This is a genomic window from Tessaracoccus defluvii, assembly GCF_014489575.1.
Lineage (GTDB): Bacteria > Actinomycetota > Actinomycetes > Propionibacteriales > Propionibacteriaceae > Arachnia > Arachnia defluvii.
In genome coordinates, this window is record NZ_CP060789.1 from 2922070 (window position 1) to 2948323 (window position 26254).

Consider the following 26254-nt stretch of genomic DNA (forward strand, 5'->3'; position numbering starts at 1 on the left):
CGCGCTGACGCGCCGCGATTGTGTTGTTGAGGTAGGTCAGGAGTTTTGAGCCCGGAACCGTCTGGCTCCGAAACCCGCAACAGCGAGCAGGGCCATCAGTGCCCCGATGATCATGATCTGGTCCCGTCCGAGGCCGCCGGTGAGCGGAAGCACTGGGCCGGTGCGCTGCACGTTCTCGATGCTGCCGAGGTTCCATGCGAGCATGGCGTCGTTCCCACTGGGGCGACCCACTGTGAACTCGACCTCAGTCGCATTCCGCACGTAGCCAGGAGGTGCCGCGGTCTCGATCAGGGAGTACTTACCCCAGGCGAGCTCCTTCACCAGGAACTTCCCTGCGGCCGGATCCTTGTCCGGACCGGTGCACTGCGCGGCATCGGCCGTGACACAGTCGATCACGACCAACTCGGTGCTTGACGGGTCAGGCCCGACGATCTTCCACTCGGAGCCCTGGAGTGGGGTCTGCCCACCCTTGGCCACCTTGGCCCATGCGACGCTGCCGAGCACCGGCTTGGTCGTGTTGGTGACGATGATCAGGGCAGCCTCGCCAGTGAGATCCGTGACTGCCGCGACTCCCCGGAGATGACCGGGTCGCCGTCCCACACGTGCGAGCCGTCACTGACGGGCTCACCGCTGCGGGTCTCGGTAGCAGTGCAGGTGGCGCCAAGCGGGATCTGGTTCTCCGCAGTGGCAGCCCAGGTGGCTCCCGCCTCAAGCGGACCCCAGTTACCGGTCACCGTCTCAGAACCCAACGTGCAGCTCCACCCGCCGGTGAACGTCCGATCCGAGTCGACGAGGCTGCCCTCCGGCACGATCTTGGTGATCTGAATGAGGCCGAAGACCCGCTTGGCGGTGTTGGTCACCGTGATGGTGCCCGTCTGGCCGCTGGTCAGCGTCACCGCCGATGGCTCGATGGTCGCGGTTCCCCACTCCCACGAACTGTTCGGGAGCCCGTCACTCCCAGTGAGTTGCGTCTCGGTGGCGGAGCAGCTTGCTCCGGCCGGGATCTTGTCCGCTGCGGGCAATCCGGCCGCCGGGTTCAGCGTGGCCGCCCCTGCCCCGGTGCTGCTCCACGTGCCAGAGGCGACGGTGGCGTTGTTCAGGGTGCAGGTATAGGCGCCGCTGAACACAGCCGAGGTCCCGGAGCCGGTGGGCACGGTGGTGTCGAAGGCCTTAGTGATGGCGAGAGTCGCCACGGAAGGCTTGTTCACGTAGGTGCACTTCACCTGGTCGCCCGGCACGATCCCTGCGAGGCCCGTGGCATTTGGTCCCGTGAGCGTCGTGCTCACAGTCGTGCCATTGAGGTGTGTCACGGTGCACTGGCCGCTCAGGAACTCGTAGCCCGATCCCATCGTCTCCGCCACGTTGATCGTTGCCACAGCTGTCTTGCCGCTGAACTTGAAGTCCCAGGAGGCGTTGCCGGTGGCATTGGTCTGCTGTGTGGCGGCGCTAGGTGTGCTGGACACCGTGCCGGTGGTTGCGGTGGCCGTGGCTCCAACGGTCCAGCCCTGACGGGCAGTCGGGTTGGCGCCGGCAGAGTCAGTGACATCCTTATGAATGGTCACCTTCGCGATCAGAGGGGAGTTGTAGAACTGGCAGTTGACCACTTGGCCACCCGCCGGGATCCGGATGGTGCCCGACGTGCCATCTCCCTGGGTCTGCTGAACGCCGTCCACGAGGCAGCGGTAACTCGAGACGTAGTTGGCCAGGTTTGCTCCTGAAGTGCCCGCCTCCGAGAAGGTGAGGTCCACGTTCCTGACCGTGGGCAGCGGTCCGATCTGCTGACTCTGAACCCCGGTGCTGCTGCCGCTGGTGGTTGCGGTCCCGATGGTCGTCGTCCCCTGCTTGAGCGTGAGAATGAACTGGTCAGCACTGTTGACGCGTCCGCCCTCGACCACCTTCTGGATGGTGATGGTCGGGGGTGACCCGCAGGAGGCCAGGTCATTGCTTCCCCCTAGCGAGGTCGTCACGTCAGTCCGGCCCGTCCATCCCGGCATGTCGTACTTCTGGACAGTCCCGCTCGAGCTGAGGAAACCCTTACCGTCCGAATCGAAGGCGACCCCATTGACGTCGTCGGTGGTGCCGCTGACCGCGTTGGCGGCCGACGAGGCGATCAGGCCACCGTTGGCAGCGGCCAGGGCGGCTGCTGTGACGCTGTAGATCGTCGTGGTCGATCCGGCGCCGCGCACGACGAACAGGTCGCCGTTCGAGTTGAACGCGATGTCGCCATTGGCTGCGCCATCGCCCGTCGCGCTGATGTAGCCCTTGTAGGTGGAGGTGTTGGTGGTCGGGTCGTACTCCCACAGCCGGAAGACACGGTTGTTGCCAGTGCCGCTGTAGCCGCCGAGGAAGTACTTTGCGGTATCGAGGTTGATGGCACCCGCGACGAAGGTGACAGTCCGGCTGCCTGTGTTCGAGTCCACGTTGTGGTTGGTGTCGGACCATTTGCCGGTGGCCACGTCGTACCTGTAGATGGAGACGTCGCTGTCGCTGTTTCCCGTACCGCCGCGGCTGTAGGCGTAGACAGCGGATCCTCCGGTTCCGATCCCGAGCCCATTGAAGTTCGCGTTGCTCAATCCCGAGGCGCTGCCCAGGTTGGTGACTACCCCACCGGGGGCAACCTGCTTGATCTGTCCGCTGTCGGTGATTCCGTACACATATCCAGCGGTGCACTGCGGCACATAGGTGACCTTCTGGACCTCGAAGGTCCCGAAGCCGTGGGTGCCGCCGTCCGCCGACCAATTGGCACTGTTGTTGTTCCCATCGATCGAGCGCGCGGCGGTGGAGCCGTTGGCCCAGATGTAGCCCGCCGGCGGATTGACGGGGGTTACCCGGTAGTTACTACTGGTGGATAGGCGGTTGCCGTCATTCCTGGCCGTTCCGCGGTGTTCGAGGAGGAATTCGCCGCCTTCCCTGGGCGGTGTCAATTCGTCGAAGCAACATCGGCTGCGAGGAGGGCTTCGAATTTTTCTCTTGGGGTGTAGAAGCCAAGGGATGCTCGGGGGCGGTCGTTGAGTTCATCAGCGATCGCGTCGAGGTAGGCCTGGTTGCTGGTGATGTAGGTCCCCTTGGGTAGGTACTCCCGGATCAGGCCGTTGGTGTTTTCGTTGGTGCCCCGTTCCCATGGCGAGCGGGGATGGGCGAAGTAGACAGGCAGGTTCACAGCAGCGGTCAACCGGGCATGCTCGGCCATCTCTGTGCCCTGGTCCCAGGTCAGCGAGGTTCGTAGTACCTCAGGGAAGGGCCACATCCGCTCGGCCACCGTGTCGGCTACCGCGACGGCTTTCTTCCCTTCGGGAAGGCCGCAGATGACTGTGAAACGGGTGACGCGTTCAACCAGCGTGGCTGCCGCTGATTTGCCGTGGGCACCGATGATCAGGTCTCCCTCCCACGCGCCGGGGATCCTGCGTTCGGGGACGTCAGCGGGCCGGTCATCGATCGAGACCATCGCGACGATCGGCGCTCCGCGCCCTTCCTTTGAGCGTGGTTTACGGCTGGTGCGCTTGGACCTGAGCATCACCGAGTTACGGGCCAGCTCGCCCTTGGGGAGGGCGTAGATGAACCGGTAGATCGCCTCATGGGAGACCTGAGCACCATCAGCGGGTGTGGAGTGGACCATGGTCTCCACAGTGGGGTCAGTGGCCTCCAGACGCAACCGTCCAGCGATCTGGCGTGGTGTTCGGGATCGTTTCAGGTCGCCCAGCACGCGGGCCCGCAGTACCGGGTCGGCATCGATTTTGCGGGTCTGGGGGCGTCGGCGGCGGCGCTGGGCCTCGACGTCGGCTCGGACCACGCGGTAGCCGCAGGTCTTGGTGGCGTTACGACGGACTTCACGGCTGATGACGGACGGGGCCCGGTCAAGGTGGACCGCGATCCGTCGGATACCCCAGCCGGCCTTCAGACCTGTGGAGATCTCGGCCCTGTCGTGGGCGGTCAGTGGTCGTCGTTGCGTCACGCCGGAGAACCTCTCATCAACCTGCAGTGTTGCTTCCACGGTATGACACTGCCCTGTCGCGGTCGAGGGAATTGCTTCCGCAGCTGCCCGTACAGTCGCTGAGCGGGTTGGCGTTGCCTCCCTGGGCCCACGACCACTGGAACCAGGATTGGTTTCGATACGAGAACTGGAAGGTGGCACCGGGCACCAGATTCCCGGCGGTATCCCTGACACTCCAGTGGACATACGGAGCCGTTCCCCCATCCGGCCCAGCAGCCAGCGGCATGATCGCGTCTGTCTTCGAGGTCGGCCTGTCCGCGGGAAGGCTCTCATCCTCCGATGGTTCGACGGACGACTCCGGAGCCGACTCAGTCTCGGAAGCGACGGTTTCAGGGGCAGGCGTTACCTCAGCCTCTGGCTGGGCGTCCTCATTGGACTCCTGCGGGGTCGGCTCGGAACCTACGGTGGCCTCCGGCACGTTCGGGGTCGCCTCATCCGAGGACTCGACCGGTGTAGTCGCCTCCGGCTCAGCAGCCGTGGTCACCGGAGTAGCTGGATCCGGGGTGGGTGCTGCGGAATCCGCCGACGCCAAGCCCCCCATCAGCACGAGCGCGCAACTCAGCGCACCCACCACGGCAGCAGTGGCACGACGATGCATCTGCCTGCCCTGCCCCACCGCACGTGCGGATCGGCGCGGGCGTGCAGGCACGCCAAATAGACCTTTGGACGCCATCTGATCTCCCCCCAGATCGGCTGCCGATGCCCCCGCACCGGTCCCCAGTGGGAGTAGCTAAGCAGCCCCCGCAGGAGCCTGTCAAGCACATACGCCCAAGTCTGGGGCATTTGGACACATTCAGCGCTGAGAATGGGACCAAATCGGCACCGTCAACCGTTCGCTAGGCTCACGACATGAGCACGAAGGGGCGCCCGTGAGCGCCGCCCATCCGTTCCTGCCGCCGCCGGGGCTGCGGAACCAGGCTCGTCGCCTGCGCGGAAGACTCCCGGCCCCTGTCACCGTGTGGACGAGCGCCGTCGACGGGCGCCGTGACGGCTGGACGATCTCGTCGGTCCTAGTGGCCGACGGCGAGCCCGCCGAACTGGTCGCGCTCGTCGACGAGGACTGCGACTGGTGGCCGCTGTTCCGCGGGACGGGGCTGGCCACCGTCAACGTGCTCGGCCCCGGTCAGGGGTGGGTCTCCGACGTCTTCGCCCGGCTGGCGCCGTCGCCCGGCGGGCCCTTCAGGACCGGAACCTGGGCCGATGACCCACATGGCCCCCGGTTGGAGGGCGCTGCGGCCTGGGCAGCGGTCAGGCTGATCGACGCAGAGCCGCCCCACGCGGGCTGGGGCCTGCTGGTGCGTTCAGTGATCGAACGGATCGACTTCGCCGAGGACGTCCCGCCCCTGCGACACCAGGACGGCCACTACCGCTGAGGAGGGTTGACGGCGCTCTGGACGGCCACTTCGGCCTCGTCGATCAGCCGCCGTCCCTCCATCCGGCACGGAGCGCCCGTCGAGCCGACGTGTCGGGCAGCGACTCCGGTGCGGGGGTTGACCTTGGCCGACAGGCACCCGCACACGTGACACCGGTACGGCAGGAAATCACGCGGCTCCAGCGACTCGAGGGCGGACGGGCCTCCCGCCAGGACGTCGCCGCGCAGCACGCGTGTCAGGTCGACGAGGGCGACAGTGTCCACCGGCATCCCTGGCCCACCCACCTCGACCCGGATCGAGCCGTCGACGGAAGTGAATCCCGCCACGGCACCGACCCCCGTGGGACGGAGCTGGGGGAGCATGACGTCGCCGGTCACCCAGTCCCCCACCCGGATCATGGCCCCGTCCCGGCCCGGCAGCCGCTTGAAGTCGCCGATCGTCTGCTGGCCGTGTTCTGCGCGGAGTGTGTCGGTGAGGAACGTGACATTGCGCGGCCCGGAGGCGACGCGCGCATCACGTGCCTTGATCCACTTGGCGCGGCCCTCGACGTCGACGAGCAGCAACTGCCCGTCGTCACTCAGCACCATCGCACGCTTCCCACTGGGGGACAGACGCACCGTTGCGCCCTGGCGGCTTCTATCCATGGCCACACCTCTACCCACGGACCACGTCGTCCGTGCTGTGCACGCTACCAGTCGAACCAGGCCGATCACGCGGCACCTCTGGTTTGGTCGACTTTCGGCCACGGGGCAGGCCCAACGACCTCAGAAAGCAGAAAGGCCGCCCGCGGCTTCCGCTGCGTGCGGCACTCGATCTCCCCTCGGTGGGCCTAACTGGACTTGAACCAGAACCAAGACTCAGCGTCCCGAGACACCAGGAAACGTAGACCGACTTGGCAAGACACGCCCCCACTAGGTGTGATGATGGCGATGGCTGGCGATTCGGAGCCCGCAGCAGAGCAGGCACAACGGGCTACACTGGACCCGAAACCGACCCTATTCCGACCCTGGAAGCGAGCGTGATGGCGGTCCATCGAAAGGCGACCCTGGGTTCAGTCAAACCGAGCGCCAACCGCTGGAAGGCGATGTACGAGCGCCAGAACCAGCGCCACGTCCCAGGCCACACATTCAGTACACCAGAACTCGCGTGGGCCTGGCTCCGCTCCGAGCAGACGTTGATCGACCGCGGAGAGTGGACCCCACCGGCCACCCGACGACAGGAGCAGGAGGCCCAAGCGCAGCGCGAGGCCGAGACGTCGACACCCTTCGGCGCCTACGCCCGCGACTGGATCGCGAACCGGACCACACCCCGCGGGACACCGCTGGCGCCACGCACCGTGTCGGAGTATCACTCCTATCTCGAAGGGCCCCTCGCAGACTTCGCCGGGCGCCAGCTCGCCGACGTCAGCCGTGCCGACGTCAAGGCATGGTGGCAGCGCTTCGCAGACAAACCCCGATACCGACACCACGCCTACGCCTTCGCCAAGTCCGTGTACAAGGCAGCCGTGAAGGACGGCCTGCTCGACGCCAATCCATGGGACATCGACAACGCCGCCCGCGTCGTGCTGCAAACACCGAAGACCGTCAGGGCCACCATGATCAACGACCTGACACCCGAAGACGTCCAAAGAGTCGCCGACGCCACGCAACCCGAGCAGTGGCAAGCGCTCGTGCTCCTACTCGCCTGGACAGGCCTTCGCCCCGGTGAAGCGTTCGGCCTGCAACGACGTGACATCAAGACCAGCTACATCGACGGCATACCCTGTTGGCGGATCCACGTTGCCCGCGCGGTGAGCCGCAGCAGAACTCCCGACGGAATCCGCGTCGACACGATAGGAACGCCCAAGACGCCCGAATCTATCCGCCACGTCTGGTTGCCCCCGCACCTCGTGCCGGCCATGGAGGACCACCTTGACCGCTTCTCCCAGCCGAGGGCCGAAGGGCTCATATTCCCCTCAACCAACGAGGCACTCCCCTTCGCTACGACGCAGCAGGTCGCCGGGACCACCGGCAAGCAGCGCCGCGATCGGACAGGAGGAAAGGTCCGACCCCCGTCAGGATTCAACGGCGCCCGCGAGTCCATAGGGATGCCCGGCCTACGCCTGTACGACCTCCGACACTGGGCCCGCCGCATCCTGCTGAGCGCCGGGATGGGTGAGCTGGCAGTCGAGCAGTACATGGGCCACCGCCTACCCGCGGTCCAGGGCGCTTACGCCGTGCTCGACCCACGCCAGGTCTGGCCCGTGATGCTTCGATGCAGTGACCTGGCAGGCTGGACGCCGAGTGCAGCCGCGCCCGCAGGCAGGGACACCGCCGTATTGCTCAACGAGATGACGGCCGAGCAGTTGGCCGCTGCAGTCAGCGCAATGAGCCCGGACCAACTTGCCGTCCTGGTCCCGACACTGAGCCCCGAGGCGCTGGTCCGTCTCTTGGGCACGCAAGGTCGACCGTAAGATCTAGCGCACTCGACAGCCCAGCGAAAGCGCTCAGCATGAGGCCCCCCTTCACATCACCAGGCCCGTCCGAATTCCGACCCCATCACCTGCCGCCATCTGTGAGAGTGGCTCTTCACAGAAGTGAGTGGATCAGGGGTCTGAACCCGCCAGCGTCGAGTAGGCATCTGGCGACGTAGTTGACGATGCTGCGGAAGCCTCGGGCTGTGCCGCGGAGGTGTTCGAGCAATCCGTTGATCGCTTCGGTGGGGCCGTTCGAGGTGCCTGGGTGGTCGAAGAACGCGAGGATGTCATCGCGGCGCCGTTTCATGGCTCTTCGCAGATGAGGGTGTAGTCGGCGCTGGCGCGTCGGTCCGGAGGTAGGTGTCGAGGTCTTCCGAAGATGGAGGTTCCTACGCCAGCCGGCAGGCGAGCACGGCGCGATCGGGCTCGAGCAGCTGGCCCGTGACCTCCAGACCGAGGCCGTCCAGACGGGTGAAGGTGGTCAGGTCGGGGCGCGTGAAGGTAGCGTCGGGCACGTCGAGGTCTTTCGGATGGGTCGAGCCGGATGACTGGTGCCGGCGGTGCGGCTGCCAGCGCGCCCCGCGCGACACCGTGACACGGGAGCTGGCGCACGAGCCGTTCGGGTGGCGCCCCACCACGCTGCTGCTCACCGTGCGCCGCTACCGGTGCACCGAGTGCGCGCACGTGTGGCGTCAGGACACCACTGCCGCGGCCGAGCCACGGGCCAAGATCTCCCGCGCCGGGCTGCGCTGGGAGCTGGTCGGCATCGTCGTCCAGCACCTGTCCATGGCCCGCGTCGCCAAAGGGCTCGGCGTCTCCTGGAACACGGCCAACGACGCGGTCCTGGCCGAAGGACAACGCCTGCTTATCGCCGATCCGGCCCGCCTGGATGGCGTCGGCGTGGTCGGGGTCGATGAGCATGCCTGGCGGCACACGAGGAAGGGTGACAAGTACGTCACTGTGGTCATCGACCTCACGCCGGTCCGCGACGGCACCGGCCCCTCTCGACTGCTGGCGATGCTCGACGGCCGCTCGAAGAAGGCGTTCAAGGACTGGCTGGCCGAGCAGGACCAGACCTGGCGCGACGGGATCGAGGTCGTCGCGATGGACGGCTTCGCCGGCTTCAAGACCGCCTCCACCGAGGAACTGCCGCAGGCCGTCTCGGTGATGGACCCCTTCCACGTCGTCCGCCTCGCCGGCGGCGCGCTGAACGAGTGCCGCCGCCGCGTCCAGCAGGAGCTGCACGGCCACCGCGGCCGCAAGGGCGACCCTCTCTACACCGCGCGACGGACCCTGCACACCGGCGCCGACCTGCTCACCGACCGTCAGCACGAGCGCCTCGAATCGCTCTTCGCCGGCGATCGGCACATTCAGGTCGAGTGCACCTGGGGCATCTACCAGCGGCTCATCTCCGCCTACCGGCACCCCGACCGGACCGCTGGCCGCGTCGAGATGAGCTCCGTGATCAACGCCCTCGCCGACGGCGTGCCCAAGGCGTTGGTCGAGCTACGCAAGCTCGGCCGCGCCTCGGGCAAGCGGGCCGAGGACGTCCTGGCCTACTTCGACCGACCGCGCACCAGCAACGGACCCACAGAAGCCGTAAATGGTCGCCTTGAGCATCTGCGTGGCCTGGCCCTCGGCTTCCGCAACCTGACCAACTACATCGCCCGGGCACTCCTCGAGGCCGGCGGATTCAGGCCCCAACTACACCCTGGATTGTGAAGAGCCGGTTTGTCGTGTCGTACGGCGACATCGCGCTGCTCGTCGACACCAGCCCGCGCCGCGTGGGCACCGTCATGGCGACGCGCGGCGGCGAGGTGAGCTGGTGGAGGGTCACGAACCGCAACGGCGAGCTGCCGGCCCATCTCCTGCCGCTGGCCCGCAAGCAGTGGCGGCGGGAGGGCATCGCCCACACCGAGCGGCGATGCGACTTCGAGAGGCACCGGATGGAGCCGGGCTATCTGGCCGCCCTGTTCGGCGATGCCCTGGGCGAGTTCATCTCTTAACTACTCTTAACTACAACTCGTCGCGGGCGTTGGCCAACTCGATGTCGACCACGCCGGGGATCTCCGAGAGCTGGGCCATGACATCGCGCAGCGGCGGGCCCTTACGGAATCGCATCCGCGCCTTGATGAGCCGGCGGCCGTCGGAGGTCTTGGCGCGAGTCTCGACCAGCGTCGTCTCACACCCCATGGCGGTGGCCTCGGCCAGGACGTCCCGGAGCACCCCGCGCCCGTCCTCGTAGGTCAGCTCCATGAGCGTTCGCTCTCCGGCTTGGGGCAAGAGCCTCCCCAGCGGGGCGACCACCAGCACCGCGACGAAGTGCAGCAGCGTCGCGAACACCGCCAGCGGCAGCAGGCCCGCTCCGCACGCCATCCCGATGGCGGCGGCCAACCAGATCGAGGCCGCCGTCGTGAGGCCGCGCACGACGTCGCGGTTGACGAAGATGACGCCCGCGCCGAGGAAGCCGACGCCGGTGACGATCTGGGCGGCGATGCGGGAGGGATCGCGCGTCACCTGGTACTCCGCGAGGTAGATGAACCCCTCGACGGAGATCATCGTGAAGACGGAGCTGCCGAGGCCCACCAGCGCGTGCGTGCGGATGCCGGCCGCCTTGTGGAAGTACTGGCGCTCCCAGCCGATGAGGATGCACAGCACGAACGCCAGGCCGACCAGGCCCAGTTGCGTGGGTACCTGATCCCAATCGAAGAGCATGGTTTCAAGCGTGCGCGTCATGGCCGGGTTCTGCCAGGCTCATCATCAGCTCGCAGGCCATGGAGTTAGACCAGCTGAACCAGGGCCGGGTGAAGCGGGCCGGATCGTCCACGTGGAACCCTTCGTGGGTCCACCCCGTGCCGCCGTCCGTCGCCAGGATGGTCTCCAGGCAGGCATGGGCCTCGTCGGTCCCGCCGGTGAGCCCCTGCACGGCCAGGCCGATGTGCCACACGTAGTGGGGCGGCGTGTGGGGGCTGCCGATGCCCCGCGCCGCAGTGCCCCGGTAGTAGAAGGGGTTCTCGGGGCTGAGCACGCGGCGCCGCGTCTCCAGATAGAGCGGGTCGTCCCCGGCCACGTCGGAGGTCAGCGGCAGCGACAGCAGGGACGGCATGTTCGCGTCGTCCATGAACAGCCGGCCGCCCAGCCCGTCCACCTCGTACAGGTAGTGGCCATCCCGCACGCCGTGCTCGGTCACGCCCGCGGCGATCTCCGCCGCCAGCGCGGCCGCCTCCGCGCCGAGTCGGTCCAGCCCCCAGAGGTCGGCGAACTCCCCGACCTGGCGCAGCGCGCGGACGGCCATCAGCTGGGCGGGGACGTTGTAGCCGAAGGCGCACGCGTCGTCCGACGGCCGGAACCCGCTCCAGGTCATGCCCGTGTAGCCGACGGGGGTCCCCCGGCCGTCCGGGCCGAGCGTGTCGCCGGGCTCAGAATCGCGGACATGCCTGTAGTCCGACAGCTCGAAGTGCCTCTGCTCTCGGCGCCACAGCCCCACGATGGCGCCGCATCCGGCGCGCACCGCGTCGCCCAGGTGCGCCGCGTCGCCCGTCGCGCGCCACAGCCGGTGGGCGAGGTCGACGGCGAAGGCCAGCGAGTCGATCTCATACTTGCGTTCCCAGACCGCAGGGTGGAGGTCGAGGTCCGCCGCGTCGAAGTGGCGGCCGGTGGGGCCGTCGTTGAAGGCGTTCGCGTAGGGATCGACCGCGATGCAGGACCACTGCTTGGCCACGACCCCGCGCAGCACGTCAGCCACCTCAGGCACGTGGGCGAGCCGCAGGAACGGCAGGACCTGGGCGGACGAGTCCCTCAGCCACATGGCGGGGATGTCTCCCGTGATGACGAAGACGCCGTCGGGGCGGGGGGTCATGGTGGTGCCCCAGGTGTCGAGCATCATGACCTCGAACCGTCGGGCGGCGGTGCCGCCGAGGGAACCGGCGACGAGTTGAGTCCAGCGGGACAGCTCGGCGCGCAACTCGGGGCCGATGCGGTTGGTGACGGGGCGCATGGACGTCCTCACTCCTCGGTGACGAAAGGCAGGCGGCACCAGTTGACCTGCATCGCGGTGAGCCGGGACAGGTGGCGGCCGAGGCCGTGAAGCGAGCCGGACTCCGCCGCCTGCCCCGCCCACAGCTGCTGCGCCACGGCGCTGCCTCGTGGCCACATCTGGTACTCCGCGCTGGCCCAGTTGCGCACGTACTCGGTCCAGAGCTGGAACTGCCCCCCGAGGAGGTGCTCCTGGGAGCCCGGTTCGAGGCGCAGTTCGTCGGCCAGCTCTGCGCAGCGCGCCAGCGGCAGGGGGCCGCCGATGCTCAGCGGCTGGCCCTCCTCGTACTGCGAGTAGTCGAGGTAGGTGTACTCGCCGGACGCCGCGATCACGTCGAACCCCTGGGCGGCGGCCTGGGCGATCGCCTCCTTCCGGCGCCAGACCATGACGGTGGTGCCCTCGGGCGCGCCCATCTCCAGCACCTCGTCCCAGGCGACGACGCGACGCCCTGCGGCCAGCACGTGAGCGCAGATCTGCCGCTCGAACCACGCCTGCGCTTCGGCGCCGGTGGTAAGGCCGTGCTGCGCCATCGTGGCCCGCGAGACGGGGTCGGTGAACCAGTGATCCGAGGGGCACTCGTCGCCACCGATGTGGATCGGCGAGCCGGGGAACAACTCCATCGCCGCGTCCAGCACGTCCCTGCAGAACTCGATGACCTCGTCGGAGAGCCGCAGGACGTGCTCCGAAACGCCGAACGCGGTGCGAGGGTGCCTCACGTGGTCACAGGCCCCTAGCTCCGGATACGCGGCCAGCACCGCCTCCGTGTGCCCGGGCAGGTCCACCTCGGGCATCACGGTGATCCCCAGACGGCCCGCCCGCGCCACGAGCCGGCGCAGCTCCTCGGCCGTGTAGTGGCCGCCGTGCGGGCGGCCGTCGTGTTCGGCGACGTCGTCGGTGTCGAGCCCCTCCCACGGCGGCTGATGCCCGAGCAGCGTGCCCGGCCGTACGGCGCCGGTCTCCGTGAGCAACGGGTATTTCGTCACGGGAAGGCGCCAGCCCTGGTCGTCGGTGAGGTGGAGGTGCAGGACGTTGAGCTTGTGGGCGGCCATCACGTCGAGGTGACGCAGCAGTCCGTCCATGGGCAGGAAGTGGCGCGCCACGTCGATGTGGGAGCCTCGCCACGCGAAGGCCGGCTCATCGTAGATCTCGACGGCGGGAGCTACCAGGTCGGCCGGCTCCATGGGGCCGGGCCCGTAGACCTGTACCGGCAACAGCTGGAGCAGCGTCTGGACCGCCCACCCGGCGCCAGCGTCGTCCGCGGAGGAGATCTCGACCCCGTCATCGGTCACGCTCAGGCTGTACGACTCGGGCGCGAGGGAGTCATCGGCGCGGAACGCGACTCCGCTGCCCTCGCCCGCCACGGTGCGCACACCGGCCGCGATCAGGAGGCGCTCGGCCAGGGTCTCCGCTGCCGGGCCGCCGCCCCTCACGGGCAGCGGATTCGGAAGCGAGAACCCGCCTTCGCCCCAGGCGACCGTCGTGGGGGTGGGGAGCAGCCTCATGCGATGACCTCCGGCTTCCAGGAAGAGATGAGCGCGTCCGTCAAGGAGGCGACGTTGAGGTCGCCGAGGTCGGCGGCCTCCGGACCGATGGTCACGACGAACGCTCCCGCCTGCCGAGCAGCCGTGGCGCCCATCGGCGAGTCCTCGAAGACCACGCAGTCGGCGATTCCCACCCCGCACAGGCGGGCGGCCTCCAGGTAGAGGTCCGGGGCGGGCTTCGGGTTGGCCACATCCTCGGTCCCCAGCGCGGCGGTGAACATCGGACCCCAGCCCAGGGAGGCGACCACCTGGCGCACGATCTCCGACGGGGAGTTGGACGCGATGGTGATGGGGAGGTAGGCGCTCAAGCGGGTGATGAGCTCGATCGCTCCGGGAGTCGGGCGGACGCCCTCGGCGAGCGCCCCGGCGAGGCGTTCGACGAGCCTGCGGCTCAGCTCCTCCGCGTCGGTGTCCGGGAAGTCCAGCAGGAACTCGTTGACCACGTCGTCGACGGTGCCTCCGAGGATGCCCTTGCCGGTGGAGTCGCCCCCGGCCTCGTCCCAGAGCTGCCTGGCCGCCTCGAACCAGGCGTCCTCCGAGGCGACGAGGGTGTTGTCCATGTCGAACAGGACGGCAGCCACCCTGCCTGGCAGGTGGGGGGTGAGTGAGTCAGTCATGATCCTCCGCGCGTTGTCACGGCAAGCATAGTCAGAATGCTCATTTCTGACGAGTCCGCGCGAATTTGCTCAACTTGTGGGTCGCGACGGTAGATTCAGCCCCATGTCCGCACATCTCTGCCTCGATGTCCTCACCGTCGGCCTGACGTATCGCGATCTGGTCTTCACCGGGGTCGACGCGCTACCGCAGGCCGGCGAGGAGCGGTACGCGCGGGGCCTCCACGAGATGTGGGGCGGCATCGCGACTATGGCCCGAGTGTGCGCCGCGCTGGGCATGCGCGCCGGCCTGGCGACAGAGGTCGGCGACGACGACGCGAGCCGCCGGCTGCTCGCCGACATGGCCGCCGCTGGAATCGACACCTCTCTGAGCCGCGAGCACCCGGGCTGGCGCCTTCCCGTGACCGTCGCGATGTCGCTGCCAGAAGATCGCGCCATGCTGACCGTCGAGGATCCCCTGGCCACGGAGGTCGCTGGGCACCTGGAGCGGACCGCCTTCACGGCTCGTTCGATCATCGTCGACCTCCGCGACCCGGCCGCGCCGTGGCTCCAGCGCGCCCGCGCCGAGGGGGCGACGGTGTTCGCCTCCCGCGGGTTCGATCCCACGGAGCGGTGGGGCGACGAGGCGCTGAGCGGGCTGGACGCCACCGACGTGTGGATGCTCAACGATCTCGAGGCGCGCGCCTTCACGGGCCTGGACGACCCTCTGGCCGCCGCCCGCGCCCTGTCGCGTCGGGTCCCCCTCGTGGTGGTCACCCGGGGGGCCGACGGCATGGTGGCGGTGGATGCCACAACGGGGGAGGAAGCGGTGGTTCCGGCCTTCCCCGTCGACCCCCTCAGCACGATCGGCGCCGGCGACTCCAGCCTGGCAGCGTTCGCGTATGCCCACGGCCGCACCGACTCGTTGGAGGAACGGGTCACCCTGACCGCGTTCATCGTGAGCGCCGTGCTGACGTCGCCGGGCGGCGCAGCCACCCCGCCGGACCGTGCTCAACTCCTCGAGTTGGCGGGGCAGGGCGGCGATCGGCGGCTCGACCTGGTCCGCGGACTTCTCGCGTGAGGCCGTTCAGCCTCCTCGTCCTCGGCGACACCCAATATCTGTTCGATGGGGATCGAAGCTCCCCCGAGCTGCTGACCGAGACGTACCGCCACGTGGAGGGCCTCGTTCGCGCGGGCGCGGTCTCGCCAGTGCGCCACGTCGTCCACGTCGGCGACGTGGTGGAGCACGGCTGGACGGGCGAGGTGCAGCAGGCCCTGACCGCGCTGGCGGAGGGGCAGCGGGTGCTCGGCGATCCCGGCATGACCATCGCCACCGGCAACCACGATGTGGATCACCATTCCGACGACACGCGCGGCGACACCCCGTTCCTGCGCGCCTTCGGCCCAGGGTGCCGGCTGCTGGACGGCGCCCACGTCGGCGACCTGAGCCACGGACCCGGCGGCTACTCGTCCTGGCGGCGCGTGAACCTGCCGGACGGCCAGCTGGCCGTCCTCGCCCTCGACTGGAGGCCATCGCCGGAGGGCCTCCGCTGGGCCGATTCCATGCTCGCGGCCCACGCGAGCGTGCCCACCATCGTCATCAGCCACGACATCGCCGTGAACGGGGCCTTGACGACGCACGGCGGGGCGGTCGAGGGGCTGCTCGACCCGCACCCCCAGGTCTTCCTGGTCATCGGGGGCACGAATGGCCCAGCACCCGCCTCACCAGGGCGGGGCGCGAGGTGCACGCCGTCAACTACCAGGAGTTGCCGTTCGGCGGCGCCGGCGCGGCGCGGCTCTACGAGTTCCTGCCCGACGAGGGCGTCTGCCAGGTGATCTCCATCTGCCCGTCGCTGCACCGACCCGACGTGCTCCGCTCGGTGGCCGCCCGCCGGCGGCTGAACCTGAGCCGCCCCGAGGATCAGTTCGCCTTCTCCCTCCCGCCTGCGCTGGGAGGGCGTCGCGCGCCGTGGCAGGCCCAGGGCCTCGAGCTGCTCCTGGAGCGCGCGGAGCCCGGCGAGTTCCGTCTCGAGCTCCCGGGGCGCTACGTCCTCGAGGTTGAGGCCACGCTCCCCGCGGTCATGCACCGCGAGTGGCAGGTGCTGTTGAGCCGGCTGGGCCCCGCCCCGGGCTCCCCCGAGCCGCTCGCGGCCGTCAGCCTCTCGTCCGAGAACTTCCTGGGCTGGATGGCCTTCACCGCCGACGGCGAGGCTTGGGCCACCTCGCACGAGCATCCGCCCGGCGACACCGTCACCTTGGTGATCGCCAACGGCGACCGGGGCGGTGTGTGGATCGACGGCGACCCCGTCGGCCGGATCAACCCGGCCATCCGGGCGGGGCTGGTGGACGGGCCCTGGCGCTGGCGGTTGGGCGGGGGCGAGTACGAGGGCGTGCCGGCCGACCCGTTCCGCGGGACGGTGATGCGGCTGCGGGCGTGGGGTTAGCGGGTCACCACTCGAAGGCCAGGTTGCGGGTCGGCCCGAGGCTCTCGACGCCCCGCTGCACCCCGATCGCGGCGTCCTCCCACGACCCGTGGCGCACCCCCACGGCGTCGAGCAGCAGCCACATGACCTGTTCCGCCCGCAGCGTGCCTGCGTCGCGGACGGGCTCCGGCAGCGCTCCCCCGACGCGGTGGGTGATGAGGAAGCTGCGGCGCACCTCCACCTCGTCCTCCCCGTGGCCGCCCTCGGGCTTGTGCCCGTGGTCCGTCGTGACCGCGATCAGCCAGTCCTCCCCCAACTGCTCATGCCGCTCGGACACGGCCTTGACGAGGTGACGGGTCAACTCGTCGGCCTGCCGGATCGCGGCGCGGTACTCCTCCGAGTCCGCCCCGTGGGCGTGCCCGGCGGCGTCGACGCCCTCGAAGTACACCACCGAGGCATCCGGCCCCTCGTGCAGGAGCTTCCAGTTGGCCCACTGGGCCACCTCGGCGTCCGCCGCAGCGATGCCGTGGCGGTGGTCGGGGTAGAACACCTGGTGCTGCCCGGTGCGCTGCTGGTCGAGCCGCTGCTGGAAGATGGGGCCGGGCGCCTTGACGAACGCGTCCCACGTGGCCGCCACCAGGGTGCGGGCCATGGGGTTGGCGTGGAAGGCGCGCGACAGGAGATCGGGGCGGCGCGCCAGATCGTGGCCGACAAACTCGTTCCACCAGACGTTGCACTCCTCATGCGTGGATCCGGTGAGGATGGACGCCCACCCTGGCCCCGAGTCCGTCGGGGGGGTCATCCACATCGGGATCACCCTTCCGGCGGAGCGCTCGTCGCCAGTGGCCAGGCGGGCCAGCGTCGGCGCCAGCGCGCCATACCCCTGAGCCTCCGCCGGCTGGAGGGTCCTGTCGGGGCCACCGACTGAGAACTTCTCGTCCGAGGGGTGGTCTGGGGCGGCGAAGGCCGGGTCGGCCGCCACGTGGCCGGGCAGCGCGAGGTCGACGCGCACGCCGTCGATGCACACCAGCAGGAGCTTCACGACGCCCTCCTCACTCGCAGGGTGAGGATCTGGAAGGGCCTCAGCGTGAGCTCGAGCGTCGAGGCGGTCGCCGGCAGCTTCTGGGTGGGGTCGTCGACGCCCACCTCCAGGAGGTCGACCTCCCGCACCTCCTGAACGTCGCCGTCCAGGTCGAGGCGGATCCGCGAACGGGCGCCGGCCGCTTCGTGGAGCCGGAGAATGAGGTCGCCCGAGCCGTCGAAGGCGGTCTTCACCGCGTCCAGGACCGCGAAGGACTCCCGTCCCACGGGCGTCAGCGCCACCAGCGGGCGGACCTCTGCGGTGCCCGGCAGGACCCTCAGGGGCTGATTCAGGCGGACGCCTGCGGCGTGGGAGGCCGCGACGTCGGTCCCGAGCGTGAGGCTGTAGCGCAGCCTGTGCTGCCCCCGGTCTGCCGCCGGATCCGGGGAGTTCGGGGCGCGCAGGAGGCTGAGCCGGGCGTTGACGCCCGCGGTGGGAGCCGACTCCGACCCGCCGGCCGGGGTCACGTCGTGGCCGTAGCCCGAATCGGTGGTCAGCGTGACGCCGTAGCCGGGCTCGCTGAGGTGGAGCCACCGGTGGCCGCAGGTCTCGAAGCGCGCGTCGTCCCACGAGGTGTTGGCCGCGATGGGTCGCTCCACGTGCCCGAACTGCATCTCGGCGAGCGCGTGCTTGGCGCGGACGTCGAGCGGGAAGCCGACCTTCATGATCCTCTCCCGCTCCTGCCAGTCCACCAGCGCCTCGAAGTCGACGGTGCGCGACCCCGCGTCCAGAGAGACCGACTGCACCACTGAGGACGCGCCGAAGCGGCGGGTGATGTCCACCCTGGCTCGCAACGGATCTTGCAGCACCACCTCGATGCTGTCCACCCCTCTCAGCTCCTCGCCGGAGCGCAGGTACTGGGCCTCCAACTCCCACGCGTCGAAGCAGCTGGGGTGGTCGGGGTGCAGCCGCAGCACGTTGGCGCTGCAGCCGGGCAGGAGGAGGTCGCGGTCTTCGCCCAGATCGACGAGCGACGAGATGGTTCCGTCGGCGTCGATGACCACCCGCACCAGCGCGTTGTCCAGCGTGACCTGGCCGCCGTCGGTGGTGAGCGTGACCGGTGCCCAGGCGGCGCCGTGGTCGCTGGGCCCCGCGGTCGCGCTGCCGAGGGCCGGCACGCGGACCACCTGGAGCCCGCCGTCGATCTCGACGACCTCGGCGCGCTCCACGTCGGACGGGTTCAGCACCGTGGCACCCCCCTCGGCGCTGAGCGCCTCCCAGGCGCTGCCGATCAGGGCCTCCACCTCGGCGAGGATCGCCTTGAACTCGGCGATGGCTTCGCGGTTGACCCAGGCGGTGGAGCTGCCCGGCAGGATGTCGTGGAACTGGAGCACCAGGAGGCGCCGCCACAGGTCCTCGAGTTGTTCGGCCGGGTACGCCGATCCGCCGGCGGCGGCGAGCGTCGCAAGCCACTCGGCCGCCTGGAGGGCGGCTTCGCTGCGCCGGTTGCCCTGCTTGAGGTCGATGAGGGAGGTGAAGATGCCGCGGTGGAACTCGAGGTAGAGCTCGCCGCTCCAGACCTGCGGGTCGTGCTCCGCCCGGGCGGCCCGCTCGAACTCCGCCGGGGTGCCGTGGGTGACGACCGGGGCGCCCTCGAGATCGGCGAACCGGCGCACCCGCTCGACCATCTCCCGCACAGGGCCGCCGCCGCCGTCGCCGTAGCCGTACGGCAACAGGGAGTGCTTGGCCAGGCCCTTCTCCTTGAAGTTCCGCTCTGCGCCCAGCACCTCGTCCGCGCTGACGATCGTGTCGTAGGAGTCGCAGGGAGGAAAGTGCGTCCAGATGCGGGTGCCGTCGGTGCCCTCCCACCAGAACGTGTGGTGGGGCAGCTTGTTGGTGCGGTTCCACGAGAGCTTCTGGGTGAAGAACCACCGCATCCCGGCGAGCCGGGCGATCTGCGGCAGCTGGCCGCTGTAGCCGAAGGAATCGGGCAGCCACAGGCAGTCCGTGGTCACGCCGAACTCGTCCTGCATGAAGCGCAGGCCGGAGGTGAACTGGCGCACGAGCGATTCGCCGCTGGGCATCGTGGCGTCCGGCTCGATCCACATTCCGCCGACGAAGTTCCATTGGCCGCGCTCGATGGCCCGCTTGACCCGCTCGTACACCTCAGGCGAATCCTGCTTGACCCACTGGTGGTGCTGGGGCGCGGAGTTGGCGAACCGGAAATCCGGGTACTCGTCGGCCAGCGCGGCCACGTTGCTGAAGGTGCGCACGATCTTGCGTCGGGTCTCCCGGATGGGCCACAACCACGCGGTGTCGATGTGCGCGTGCCCGACGGCGGTCATCCGCTGCGCAGAACCCGCGGCCCCGCTTTCGAGGAGGGGAAGGAGAAGGGCCCGGGCCGCTTCGGCGCCCGCGACGATCCCTTCGGCGTCGAGCACGTCGGCGGCCACCTCGAGGCCACGGAGCAGGGTGGCGCGCCAGGTCGAGTCCTCGGGGAGTTGCCGCATCAGGCCGTCCAGCACGTCGAGGTCCATGTGCAGGCCCCAGACCTCGTCCTCGCGCCTGACCAGCTCGGCGCCGCCGAAGCGCCACACCGGGCGATCGGAGCGGGTGAGAGTGTCGCCCTCCGGCGTCGACTGGCCGAGCTTCAGCGTCATGTCGGGGTTGGCCGCCGCCTCGACGAAGAGGTCCACCACGCCGTCGGCACTCACCAGCGGACGCTCCGCGGCGAGGGCCCCGAACGTCAGAGGAACGGTGCGGTTCATGGGGTTGACCGCCTTCAACGGCCAACCGTCAGCGGTATAGACCATCCCCTCGGACTGGTTGCCGGCCCAGTCCCCGACGAAGCCGAGGTCGATGCGCAGTTCGATGCGCTCGCCCCTGAACTCCGCGGGGACGGCGCCGGCTAGGCGCAGCCACCAGGTCGACCAGGCGGGGCCCCAGAGGGTGTCGATGGGGAACGGTCGGTACTGCGCCGCCGCCGCGTCGGCGAACGGCACAGGTTCGCCGGGCACCTGCCAGGCGCTGGCCTCCAGCGGAGCGACGACGGTGTAGACCCGAGCGGCGACCCGCTCGCGGAGCTTCTCGATGCGTTCCTCCACGAGTTCGCGATTGTCGTGCATCAGCGGGTCTCCGCGAGGTAGGCGAGGTCGACGGGGAAGCTGGCCACGAGGTCGTCGAGCAACTCCTCGGCCACGTGGAACGAATCCACGAGCGGATGGTGGCTGATCGCCAGCAGGGCGTCCTCGCGGGACTTGTTGAGGGCCGCGTCGATCGTGCGTCGCTCCACGTACTTGGCGTTGACCACCATCCCGCGCCCGTGATCCGGCAGCGCCGCGCCGGGCAGCGGCGTGACGCCCCTGCCGTCGACGTGGCACGGGATCTCCACGACGGCCGAATCGTCGAGGTCGGGAAGGATGCCGCGATTGGCGACGTTGAGGATCAGTTCCGCCGGGATGTCGTTGGCGATGGCGTGCATGATGGCCAAGGCCACCTTGTCGTAGCCGCCCGTTTCGAGATCCGAGTCGTCGCGTTCGAAGTTCCCGGCGGCCTCGCGGTTGGTGGCCATGTAGGTGACCTCGCGCTCGAGGCGGGTGCGCTCCCACCGCTCGTAGGCGCTCAAGGTGTCACCGTCGGGCTTCTCGTAGAAGCCGCGCTGCTGCTCGAGCAGGAAGCGCCCGCGGGTCTTGTCCGAGACCTTGTCGATGGCCAGATCCTCGCGGGAGAAGTAGTAGTAGTGCAGGTACTCGTTGGGCACCGCGCGCAGTGCCTGGATCAGCTCCGCCCCGAAGAGGCGCCCCTCCTCGAAGCTCTCGATGAGGTCCGGGCGCTCCAGGAGCTTCGGGAGGACGTCCTCACCGTCGACGATGAGGCCGGTGAGCCAGCCGAGGTGGTTGAGGCCCGCGTAGCGCAGCTGGATCCGGTCGCTGCCTGCGCCGACGGGGGGCACGTCGGCGGCGATGAGCCCCGCGCGGCGCAGCACGTCGACGATCCTGCGCGCCAGGCCCACCGGCGAGTCGCAGATGCCGACGACCCTCTCGCCCAGGTGGCGCTGCATGACCTCGGTGATCACACCCGCCGGGTTGGTGAAGTTGATGACGTAGGCCTGCGGGGCGTGCTGCTTGATGGCCTCGACGATCTCCAGGACAGCGGGGATCCCCCGCAGCGCGTAGGAGATGCCGCCGGCGCCGACGGTCTCCTGGCCGATGACGTCGTGCGAGAGCGAAATCTGCTCGTCCAGCTGCCGGCCGCGGGTGCCGCCGACGCGGATCGCGGAGAACACGAAGTCGGTGCCCGCCAGAGCCGCAGCAAGGTCCGTGGTGCTGATCAGCGTGGGGGGCGCCTCCGCCGAGGCGGCGAGCTCGTCCAGCACCGCGGTGATGGCGTCGAGCCGGTCAGGGTTCGTGTCGTACAGTCGCAACTCGGTCACCCGCTCCGGCGCTTCGTCGGCGAGAAGTGCCTTGTAGACGAGGGGCACGCGGAAGCCGCCGCCGCCGAGAATGGTGAGTCTCATACTGTCCTGATCTCCGTGTTGTGAGTGACGCACAGCTCCGTGAGGGACTGCGCGAGGGGGTTAGCGTCGGTGATGATGCCGTCCAGTTCGCCGATGTCGAAGGGGGAACTGCCGCCCTTCCCCGGGAACTTCGCGGCATCGGCCACCAGGTAGGTGGTGGTGGCGGCGTCGCGGATCGCCCGCTTGACCAGGCTCTGGGTCTGCGAGGTGTCCCGGAGCCTGCCGTTCTCCGCCACCCCGGAACAGCCGATGAAGGCGAGATCCGCCTGCTGGCGGGCGAGCGCGTCGACGACCTGGACCCCGCCGAAGCACTGGTACTGCTCGAACCATTGCCCCCCGAGCACGACCAGGTTGGCCTTCTTGGTGGTGCGGAGGTGCTCGAAGGTGGGCAGCGACGGGGTCAGCACCGTCACCCCCTGGGCCTCCATCGCCAGCGCCACGTAGAAGGCGGTGGTGCCCACGTCGATGATCACCGTGGCGCCGTCGGGGATGAGTTCCGCGGCGGCCTCACCGATGCGCTGCTTACTGCTTCCGCGCCTGGCCAACGACTCCTGGAAGGGGTCGTCGATCTCGCCCAGAAGGCGGACCCCGCCCCAGGTGCGCTCCACGAGCCCCTTGTCCTCCAGCTCAACGATGTCGCGTCTGACGGTGGCGGGACTGATGCCCAGCCTCTCCGACACCTCCGTGACAGCGACCGGGCCTCGGGCCTGCAGGAGGTGGAGCAGGGCGTCGTGGCGGGCGGTCTTCAGCATCCCCCTAAGCTACCCCAGAATCGTCCGATTTGCTCGTTTTCACGCAACTTGAGCACAATTCTTCACTTTCCGCCCGAAAGTTGCTACATTGAGCCCATCACGACGGTCAAGGTGGACGACAATGAACGTACGCCCTAGTGAGAGAAGCGGATGAGCGATACTGGCCCACCGGCCTACCGGCGGACCCTCACCGAGGAGGCCGCCCCGCGGCGTCCTCTCCGGGGATGTCAGTAGCGAAGATGCGCACTTATGATCAACCTGCCCGATCGTGGCTGGGGCCCCAGCGACAACACCACACGAACTAGGAGAGTTCGACAATGACGATTTCTCGCCGATCACTCATTCATGGCGGAGCCGCCGGGCTCGGATTCCTGGCGTTGGGCAGCCTCGCGGGCTGCTCCACCGCGGCACCCGGCACCGGCGCCACCCCCACCGGCTCAGCGACCTCCGCCGGCGGCGGAACCGCGGAAACCACCAACCTGATCCTGTGGACCTGGCCCGAGGGCTTCGGCCAGAAGGCCCTGGCCGCCGTGGCCACCCAGTTCCCGCAGTACAAGGTCCGCCAGGACGTCATCGGTGGCGACTTCAAGCAGAAGCTCACCACCACCTTCACGGCAGGCTCCGGCCTACCGGACATCAGCGGCGTCAAGGGCGAGGACATCGCCTTCTTCAAGAGCCAGGCGCAGTACTTCACCGATCTGAACACACTCGGCGCCGAGGACATCAAGGGCGACTACCTCGAGTGGAAGTGGGCGCAAGCCACCACCGAGGACGGCAAGCAGCTCGGCGTGCCGATCGACATCGGCCCCACCGCGCTATTCTACCGCTTCGACGTCTTCGAGGAGGCGGGCCTGCCCTCCGACCCCGAGGAGCTCGCAGCGGCGATCCGCACGTGGGACGAGTACTTCGAGCTGGGCAAGGAGCTCATCGCGAAGAAGCCCGGCACCTACCTGATCCGCAACACGGGCGGGATGTTCGACCTCATGTGGAAGCAGTCCGGCAAGGGCTTCATCGACGAGACCGCGACGTTCATCGGCGACCAGGATCACGTCCGCAGCGCGTGGGACACCGCCGTCAAGGGCCTCAACGCCGGCATCGTGTCCAAGCTGCAGTCCAACACCGCCGACACTGCGGCGGCCGTCAACGACGGGCGCCTGCCGGCCGACTTCGGCGCGTCGTGGCACCTGTCCGACCTCATGGTCGACGCTCCCGAGACCGCGGGTAAGTGGCACGTGTGCGAGCATCCTGGCGACGCCACCAACAACGGCGGCTCGTTCCTCACCATCCCCGACGGCGCGGCCAACAAGGAAGCTGCCTTCGAGGTCATCGCGTACCTGCTGAATGCCGAGAACCAGGCCTTCGAGTTCGAAGACAAGGGCAACTTCCCGGCCGTTCCGGCGGCCTTCGACCTGCCTCTGGTCGCGGGCCCCGTCGAGTTCCTCGGCGGTCAGGTGGCGGCTGAGGTCTTCGGCCGGGCTGCTGAGACGGTCCGTCCCCTGTTCGAGGACCCGAACGAGAACACGGTCAACGCCCCGTTCTACGCGGAGATGGACCTCGTCGAGGCCTCGGGCAAGGATCCCAACAAGGCGTTCGAGGACGCTGTCACCGCCGCTAAGCGCCTGGCGCAGCAGGTTGGCCTGACGGTGAAATGAGCGTCACCACGGCTCGGCGGGGAGATGCCCAGGTCTCCCCGCCGGTCGACAACTACCGCACGTTGTCGACCTGGCAGCGGGTCAAGAAGTCCCTGCCTCAGTACGGTGCGGTCTCGCCCTACTTCTTCTTCTTCCTCGTCTTCGGCGCCATGCCCATGCTCTTCACGATGGCGCTCGCCTTCACGAGCTGGTCAGGGCTAGGTGAGATCAAGTTCATCGGCATCGAGAACTTCCGCTACCTCGTCACCGACCCCCTCTTCTACAAGTCGCTCGGCAACACCATCGTCCTGTGGTTCATGGCCACGGTCCCCACCCTCACGTTGGCCACCATCGTCGCGCTGATGCTCAACTCGACCATGCGGTTCTCGACCACCTACCGCGTGATCTACCTGATCCCCAACGTCACCTCCATGGTGGCGATGGGCATCCTCTTCAGCTCGTTGTTCTCCAGCCAGTTCGGCATCGCCAACGCGCTCATCAACCTGTTCGGCTTCGAGAACATCGCGTGGCTGCAGAACGAATGGGGTATCAAGGTCGCCATCTCGGCGCTGACCACCTGGTCGTTCGTCGGGTACAACGCGTTGCTGATCCTCGCGGGGCTTCAGGCGATCGACAAGACGCAGTACGAGTCGGCCGCGCTGGACGGCGCCAACGGGTGGAACACCTTCTTCTACATCACGCTGCCTCAGTTGCGCGCGATCGTGCTGTTCATCACCCTGATGTCGACCATCGGCTCGCTCCAGAGCTTCACCGAGGCGCAGGTGCTGACGTCGTCACTGTCCTCCGGCGCGGCCTCTGCGGGCGGCGTGGGCAACTCGGGCCTGACGATGGTGCTCTACTTCTACTCGGTCGCCTTCCAGGAGAACCGGTACGGATACGGCGCCACCATCGCCTGGGGCGTCTTCGTCGTGGTGATGTTCTTCTCCGCCATCAACTGGCTCGTCACGCGCGAGCGCAAGGAACGGGGCACGCGATGAGCTCGATGAATGCACGGGCGGTACCCGCCGCCCTCGCGGGGGCGGCCATCGAGACCGGCGGCCGCCGTCGGCGACGCGTGCCCAAGCGCGGCGTCGTCCTGCGGCACCTGGCGCTCATCGTGGGCGCGATCTTCTCCCTGTTCCCGTTCTACTGGATGTTCGTGCTGTCGACCCACGAGTCCGCGGTCATCTACCAGTACCCGCCGGTGATGACGCCCGGCGACAAGCTGGCCACGAACTACGGATCGATCCTGGAGCGCATCAACATCTGGGGCGCCATGTCGAACACCCTGGTCGTGGCGCTGAGCGTGACGGTCCTGGTGCTCCTCATCGCCTCGCTGGCGGCGTTCGCGTTCGCCAAGTTCCAGTTCCCGGGCAGGAACATCCTGTTCGCCATCGTGCTGGCGACGTTCCTCCTGCCGTCGCAGCTGGCGACCATCCCCCAGTTCCTCTTCATCAGCAAGCTGGGCTGGGTGGGCGACCTCAAGGCCCTGGTGTTCCCCTCACTCGCGAGTGCTTTCGGGGTGTTCTGGCTGCGTCAGTACACCACCAACGCCCTACCGAATGAGCTGCTCGAGGCGGCGACGCTCGATGGCTGCGGGTTCCTGCGCCAGTACTGGCACGTGGCGTTGCCCACCATGCGGCCCGCGCTGGCCTTCCTCGGCATGTTCACGTTCATCGGATCGTGGAACGACTTCATGTGGCCGCTGATCGTGCTCAACGACCCGTCCAAGCTCACGCTGCAGGTGGCGTTGAGCCAACTCAAGACGGCGCACGGCACCGACTACGGCATGTTGATGTCGTCGTCGCTCATCGCTGTCATCCCGCTGCTGCTCATCTTCGCGCTAGGCGCCAAGCAGTTCATGGCTGGCATCACAGAAGGCGCGGTCAAGGGCTGACGCTCTCTAAGCCGCGGCGGCGTGC

The 26254-nt window shown here is 68.5% G+C and carries 22 protein-coding genes and 2 pseudogenes; 10 read left to right on the forward strand and 14 right to left on the reverse strand.

The annotated features are described in order from the left end of the window. Positions 1–36 precede the first annotated feature (36 nt). Genes H9L22_RS13890 through H9L22_RS13900 form a run of 3 tightly spaced genes read right to left on the reverse strand, consistent with a single transcriptional unit; the run spans position 37 to position 3991 of the window. On the reverse strand, positions 37–504 hold the full coding sequence (locus tag H9L22_RS13890) for an MSCRAMM family protein (RefSeq protein WP_187720442.1): 468 nt from the start codon (positions 502–504) through the stop codon (positions 37–39). Positions 505–530: 26 nt separating this feature from the next. After that, positions 531–2924, reverse strand: a complete 2394-nt coding sequence (locus H9L22_RS13895; protein WP_187720443.1) for a DUF5979 domain-containing protein — start codon at positions 2922–2924, stop codon at positions 531–533. Then, positions 2921–3991, reverse strand: coding sequence for an IS30 family transposase (locus H9L22_RS13900; protein WP_226965780.1), 1071 nt, complete (start codon positions 3989–3991; stop codon positions 2921–2923). The genes H9L22_RS13895 and H9L22_RS13900 overlap by 4 nt, the downstream gene beginning before the upstream one ends. An 869-nt stretch (positions 3992–4860) precedes the next feature. On the opposite strand from H9L22_RS13900, the gene H9L22_RS13905 reads away from it, so the two are divergent. After that, positions 4861–5364, forward strand: coding sequence for a flavin reductase family protein (locus H9L22_RS13905; RefSeq protein WP_187720444.1), 504 nt, complete (start codon positions 4861–4863; stop codon positions 5362–5364). Here H9L22_RS13905 and H9L22_RS13910 read toward each other — a convergent pair. Then, entirely contained in the window at positions 5355–5951 is a 597-nt protein-coding gene (locus tag H9L22_RS13910; RefSeq protein ID WP_187720445.1) for a hypothetical protein, read from the reverse strand. The genes H9L22_RS13905 and H9L22_RS13910 overlap by 10 nt on opposite strands. 497 nt (positions 5952–6448) lie before the next feature. Between H9L22_RS13910 and H9L22_RS13915 the strand changes: the two genes are divergently transcribed. Next, a complete protein-coding gene (locus H9L22_RS13915; protein ID WP_187720446.1) occupies positions 6449–7816 on the forward strand; it encodes a tyrosine-type recombinase/integrase in 1368 nt (455 codons plus the stop codon). 115 nt (positions 7817–7931) lie between these two features. Here the strand turns inward: H9L22_RS13915 and H9L22_RS13920 are convergent. Both H9L22_RS13920 and H9L22_RS19810 read right to left on the reverse strand, forming a co-directional pair. Beyond that, positions 7932–8138: pseudogene (locus H9L22_RS13920) on the reverse strand (transposase); the annotation flags it as partial. A gap of 70 nt (positions 8139–8208) precedes the next feature. Beyond that, a complete protein-coding gene (locus tag H9L22_RS19810; RefSeq protein ID WP_264292465.1) occupies positions 8209–8334 on the reverse strand; it encodes a hypothetical protein in 126 nt (41 codons plus the stop codon). Positions 8335–8353: 19 nt separating this feature from the next. Between H9L22_RS19810 and H9L22_RS13925 the strand changes: the two are divergent. Together H9L22_RS13925 and H9L22_RS13930 are read left to right on the forward strand one after the other, a co-directional pair. Beyond that, positions 8354–9541 (forward strand): annotated as a pseudogene (locus tag H9L22_RS13925) (ISL3 family transposase); the annotation flags it as partial. Further along, positions 9538–9825, forward strand: coding sequence for an MGMT family protein (locus H9L22_RS13930; RefSeq protein ID WP_226965873.1), 288 nt, complete (start codon positions 9538–9540; stop codon positions 9823–9825). The pseudogene H9L22_RS13925 and the gene H9L22_RS13930, both read left to right, overlap by 4 nt. Before the next feature lie 10 nt (positions 9826–9835). On the opposite strand, the gene H9L22_RS13935 is transcribed toward H9L22_RS13930, so the two are convergent. The 4 genes from H9L22_RS13935 to H9L22_RS13950 are packed head-to-tail and all read right to left on the reverse strand — an operon-like array spanning position 9836 to position 14013. Next, entirely contained in the window at positions 9836–10555 is a 720-nt protein-coding gene (locus tag H9L22_RS13935) for an MgtC/SapB family protein (RefSeq protein ID WP_226965874.1), read from the reverse strand. After that, positions 10539–11816: a glycoside hydrolase family 125 protein gene (locus H9L22_RS13940; RefSeq protein WP_187720448.1), complete on the reverse strand. Its 1278-nt coding sequence runs from the start codon at positions 11814–11816 to the stop codon at positions 10539–10541. The genes H9L22_RS13935 and H9L22_RS13940 overlap by 17 nt, the downstream gene beginning before the upstream one ends. Before the next feature lie 8 nt (positions 11817–11824). Then, complete coding sequence (locus H9L22_RS13945; protein ID WP_187720449.1) at positions 11825–13357, reverse strand: beta-N-acetylhexosaminidase; 1533 nt, start codon at positions 13355–13357, stop codon at positions 11825–11827. Beyond that, entirely contained in the window at positions 13354–14013 is a 660-nt protein-coding gene (locus tag H9L22_RS13950) for an HAD family hydrolase (protein WP_187720450.1), read from the reverse strand. The genes H9L22_RS13945 and H9L22_RS13950 overlap by 4 nt, the downstream gene beginning before the upstream one ends. A gap of 103 nt (positions 14014–14116) precedes the next feature. Between H9L22_RS13950 and H9L22_RS13955 the strand changes: the two genes are divergently transcribed. The 3 genes from H9L22_RS13955 to H9L22_RS13965 are packed head-to-tail and all read left to right on the forward strand — an operon-like array spanning position 14117 to position 16433. Beyond that, a complete protein-coding gene (locus H9L22_RS13955) occupies positions 14117–15070 on the forward strand; it encodes a carbohydrate kinase family protein (RefSeq protein WP_187720451.1) in 954 nt (317 codons plus the stop codon). Next, positions 15067–15825: a metallophosphoesterase family protein gene (locus tag H9L22_RS13960; RefSeq protein WP_187720452.1), complete on the forward strand. Its 759-nt coding sequence runs from the start codon at positions 15067–15069 to the stop codon at positions 15823–15825. Before H9L22_RS13955 ends, H9L22_RS13960 begins: the two co-directional genes overlap by 4 nt. Continuing rightward, entirely contained in the window at positions 15732–16433 is a 702-nt protein-coding gene (locus tag H9L22_RS13965) for a hypothetical protein (protein WP_187720453.1), read from the forward strand. Before H9L22_RS13960 ends, H9L22_RS13965 begins: the two co-directional genes overlap by 94 nt. 4 nt (positions 16434–16437) lie before the next feature. Here the strand turns inward: H9L22_RS13965 and H9L22_RS13970 are convergent, their stop codons facing one another. From H9L22_RS13970 to H9L22_RS13985, 4 genes are read right to left on the reverse strand one after another with little or no spacing between them, the layout of a single operon-like run. Next, a complete protein-coding gene (locus H9L22_RS13970) occupies positions 16438–17454 on the reverse strand; it encodes an alkaline phosphatase family protein (RefSeq protein ID WP_187720454.1) in 1017 nt (338 codons plus the stop codon). Next, entirely contained in the window at positions 17451–20558 is a 3108-nt protein-coding gene (locus H9L22_RS13975; RefSeq protein WP_187720455.1) for an alpha-mannosidase, read from the reverse strand. The genes H9L22_RS13970 and H9L22_RS13975 overlap by 4 nt, the downstream gene beginning before the upstream one ends. Next, complete coding sequence (locus H9L22_RS13980) at positions 20558–21949, reverse strand: 6-phospho-beta-glucosidase (RefSeq protein WP_187720456.1); 1392 nt, start codon at positions 21947–21949, stop codon at positions 20558–20560. The genes H9L22_RS13975 and H9L22_RS13980 overlap by 1 nt, the downstream gene beginning before the upstream one ends. Then, positions 21946–22701, reverse strand: a complete 756-nt coding sequence (locus H9L22_RS13985) for a DeoR/GlpR family DNA-binding transcription regulator (RefSeq protein ID WP_187720457.1) — start codon at positions 22699–22701, stop codon at positions 21946–21948. Before H9L22_RS13985 ends, H9L22_RS13980 begins: the two co-directional genes overlap by 4 nt. Before the next feature lie 317 nt (positions 22702–23018). Here H9L22_RS13985 and H9L22_RS13990 point away from each other — a divergent pair, with 317 nt between their 5' ends. The 3 genes from H9L22_RS13990 to H9L22_RS14000 are packed head-to-tail and all read left to right on the forward strand — an operon-like array spanning position 23019 to position 26229. Further along, positions 23019–24353 (forward strand): extracellular solute-binding protein, encoded by a 1335-nt coding sequence (locus H9L22_RS13990; protein ID WP_187720458.1) that lies wholly within the window; start codon positions 23019–23021, stop codon positions 24351–24353. After that, on the forward strand, positions 24350–25330 hold the full coding sequence (locus tag H9L22_RS13995; protein WP_187720459.1) for a carbohydrate ABC transporter permease: 981 nt from the start codon (positions 24350–24352) through the stop codon (positions 25328–25330). The genes H9L22_RS13990 and H9L22_RS13995 overlap by 4 nt, the downstream gene beginning before the upstream one ends. Further along, the gene (locus H9L22_RS14000; protein WP_226965875.1) at positions 25327–26229 is read left to right on the forward strand and encodes a carbohydrate ABC transporter permease; all 903 of its coding nucleotides are present in this window, start codon (positions 25327–25329) and stop codon (positions 26227–26229) included. The genes H9L22_RS13995 and H9L22_RS14000 overlap by 4 nt, the downstream gene beginning before the upstream one ends. Positions 26230–26254: the final 25 nt, after the last annotated feature.

What these genes read in the sequence shown, in the direction of transcription:
- H9L22_RS13990 (WP_187720458.1), top strand. Translation starts at nt 23,019, where the DNA reads ATGACGATTTCTCGCCGATCACTCATTCATGGCGGAGCCGCCGGGCTC.
- H9L22_RS13950 (WP_187720450.1), bottom strand. Translation starts at nt 14,013, where the DNA reads ATGACTGACTCACTCACCCCCCACCTGCCAGGCAGGGTGGCTGCCGTC.
- H9L22_RS13945 (WP_187720449.1), bottom strand. Translation starts at nt 13,357, where the DNA reads ATGAGGCTGCTCCCCACCCCCACGACGGTCGCCTGGGGCGAAGGCGGG.
- H9L22_RS13975 (WP_187720455.1), bottom strand. Translation starts at nt 20,558, where the DNA reads ATGCACGACAATCGCGAACTCGTGGAGGAACGCATCGAGAAGCTCCGC.
- H9L22_RS13980 (WP_187720456.1), bottom strand. Translation starts at nt 21,949, where the DNA reads ATGAGACTCACCATTCTCGGCGGCGGCGGCTTCCGCGTGCCCCTCGTC.
- H9L22_RS14000 (WP_226965875.1), top strand. Translation starts at nt 25,327, where the DNA reads ATGAGCTCGATGAATGCACGGGCGGTACCCGCCGCCCTCGCGGGGGCG.
- H9L22_RS13955 (WP_187720451.1), top strand. Translation starts at nt 14,117, where the DNA reads ATGTCCGCACATCTCTGCCTCGATGTCCTCACCGTCGGCCTGACGTAT.
- H9L22_RS13915 (WP_187720446.1), top strand. Translation starts at nt 6,449, where the DNA reads ATGTACGAGCGCCAGAACCAGCGCCACGTCCCAGGCCACACATTCAGT.
- H9L22_RS13935 (WP_226965874.1), bottom strand. Translation starts at nt 10,555, where the DNA reads ATGACGCGCACGCTTGAAACCATGCTCTTCGATTGGGATCAGGTACCC.
- H9L22_RS13910 (WP_187720445.1), bottom strand. Translation starts at nt 5,951, where the DNA reads ATGGTGCTGAGTGACGACGGGCAGTTGCTGCTCGTCGACGTCGAGGGC.
- H9L22_RS13995 (WP_187720459.1), top strand. Translation starts at nt 24,350, where the DNA reads ATGAGCGTCACCACGGCTCGGCGGGGAGATGCCCAGGTCTCCCCGCCG.
- H9L22_RS13985 (WP_187720457.1), bottom strand. Translation starts at nt 22,701, where the DNA reads ATGCTGAAGACCGCCCGCCACGACGCCCTGCTCCACCTCCTGCAGGCC.
- H9L22_RS13940 (WP_187720448.1), bottom strand. Translation starts at nt 11,816, where the DNA reads ATGCGCCCCGTCACCAACCGCATCGGCCCCGAGTTGCGCGCCGAGCTG.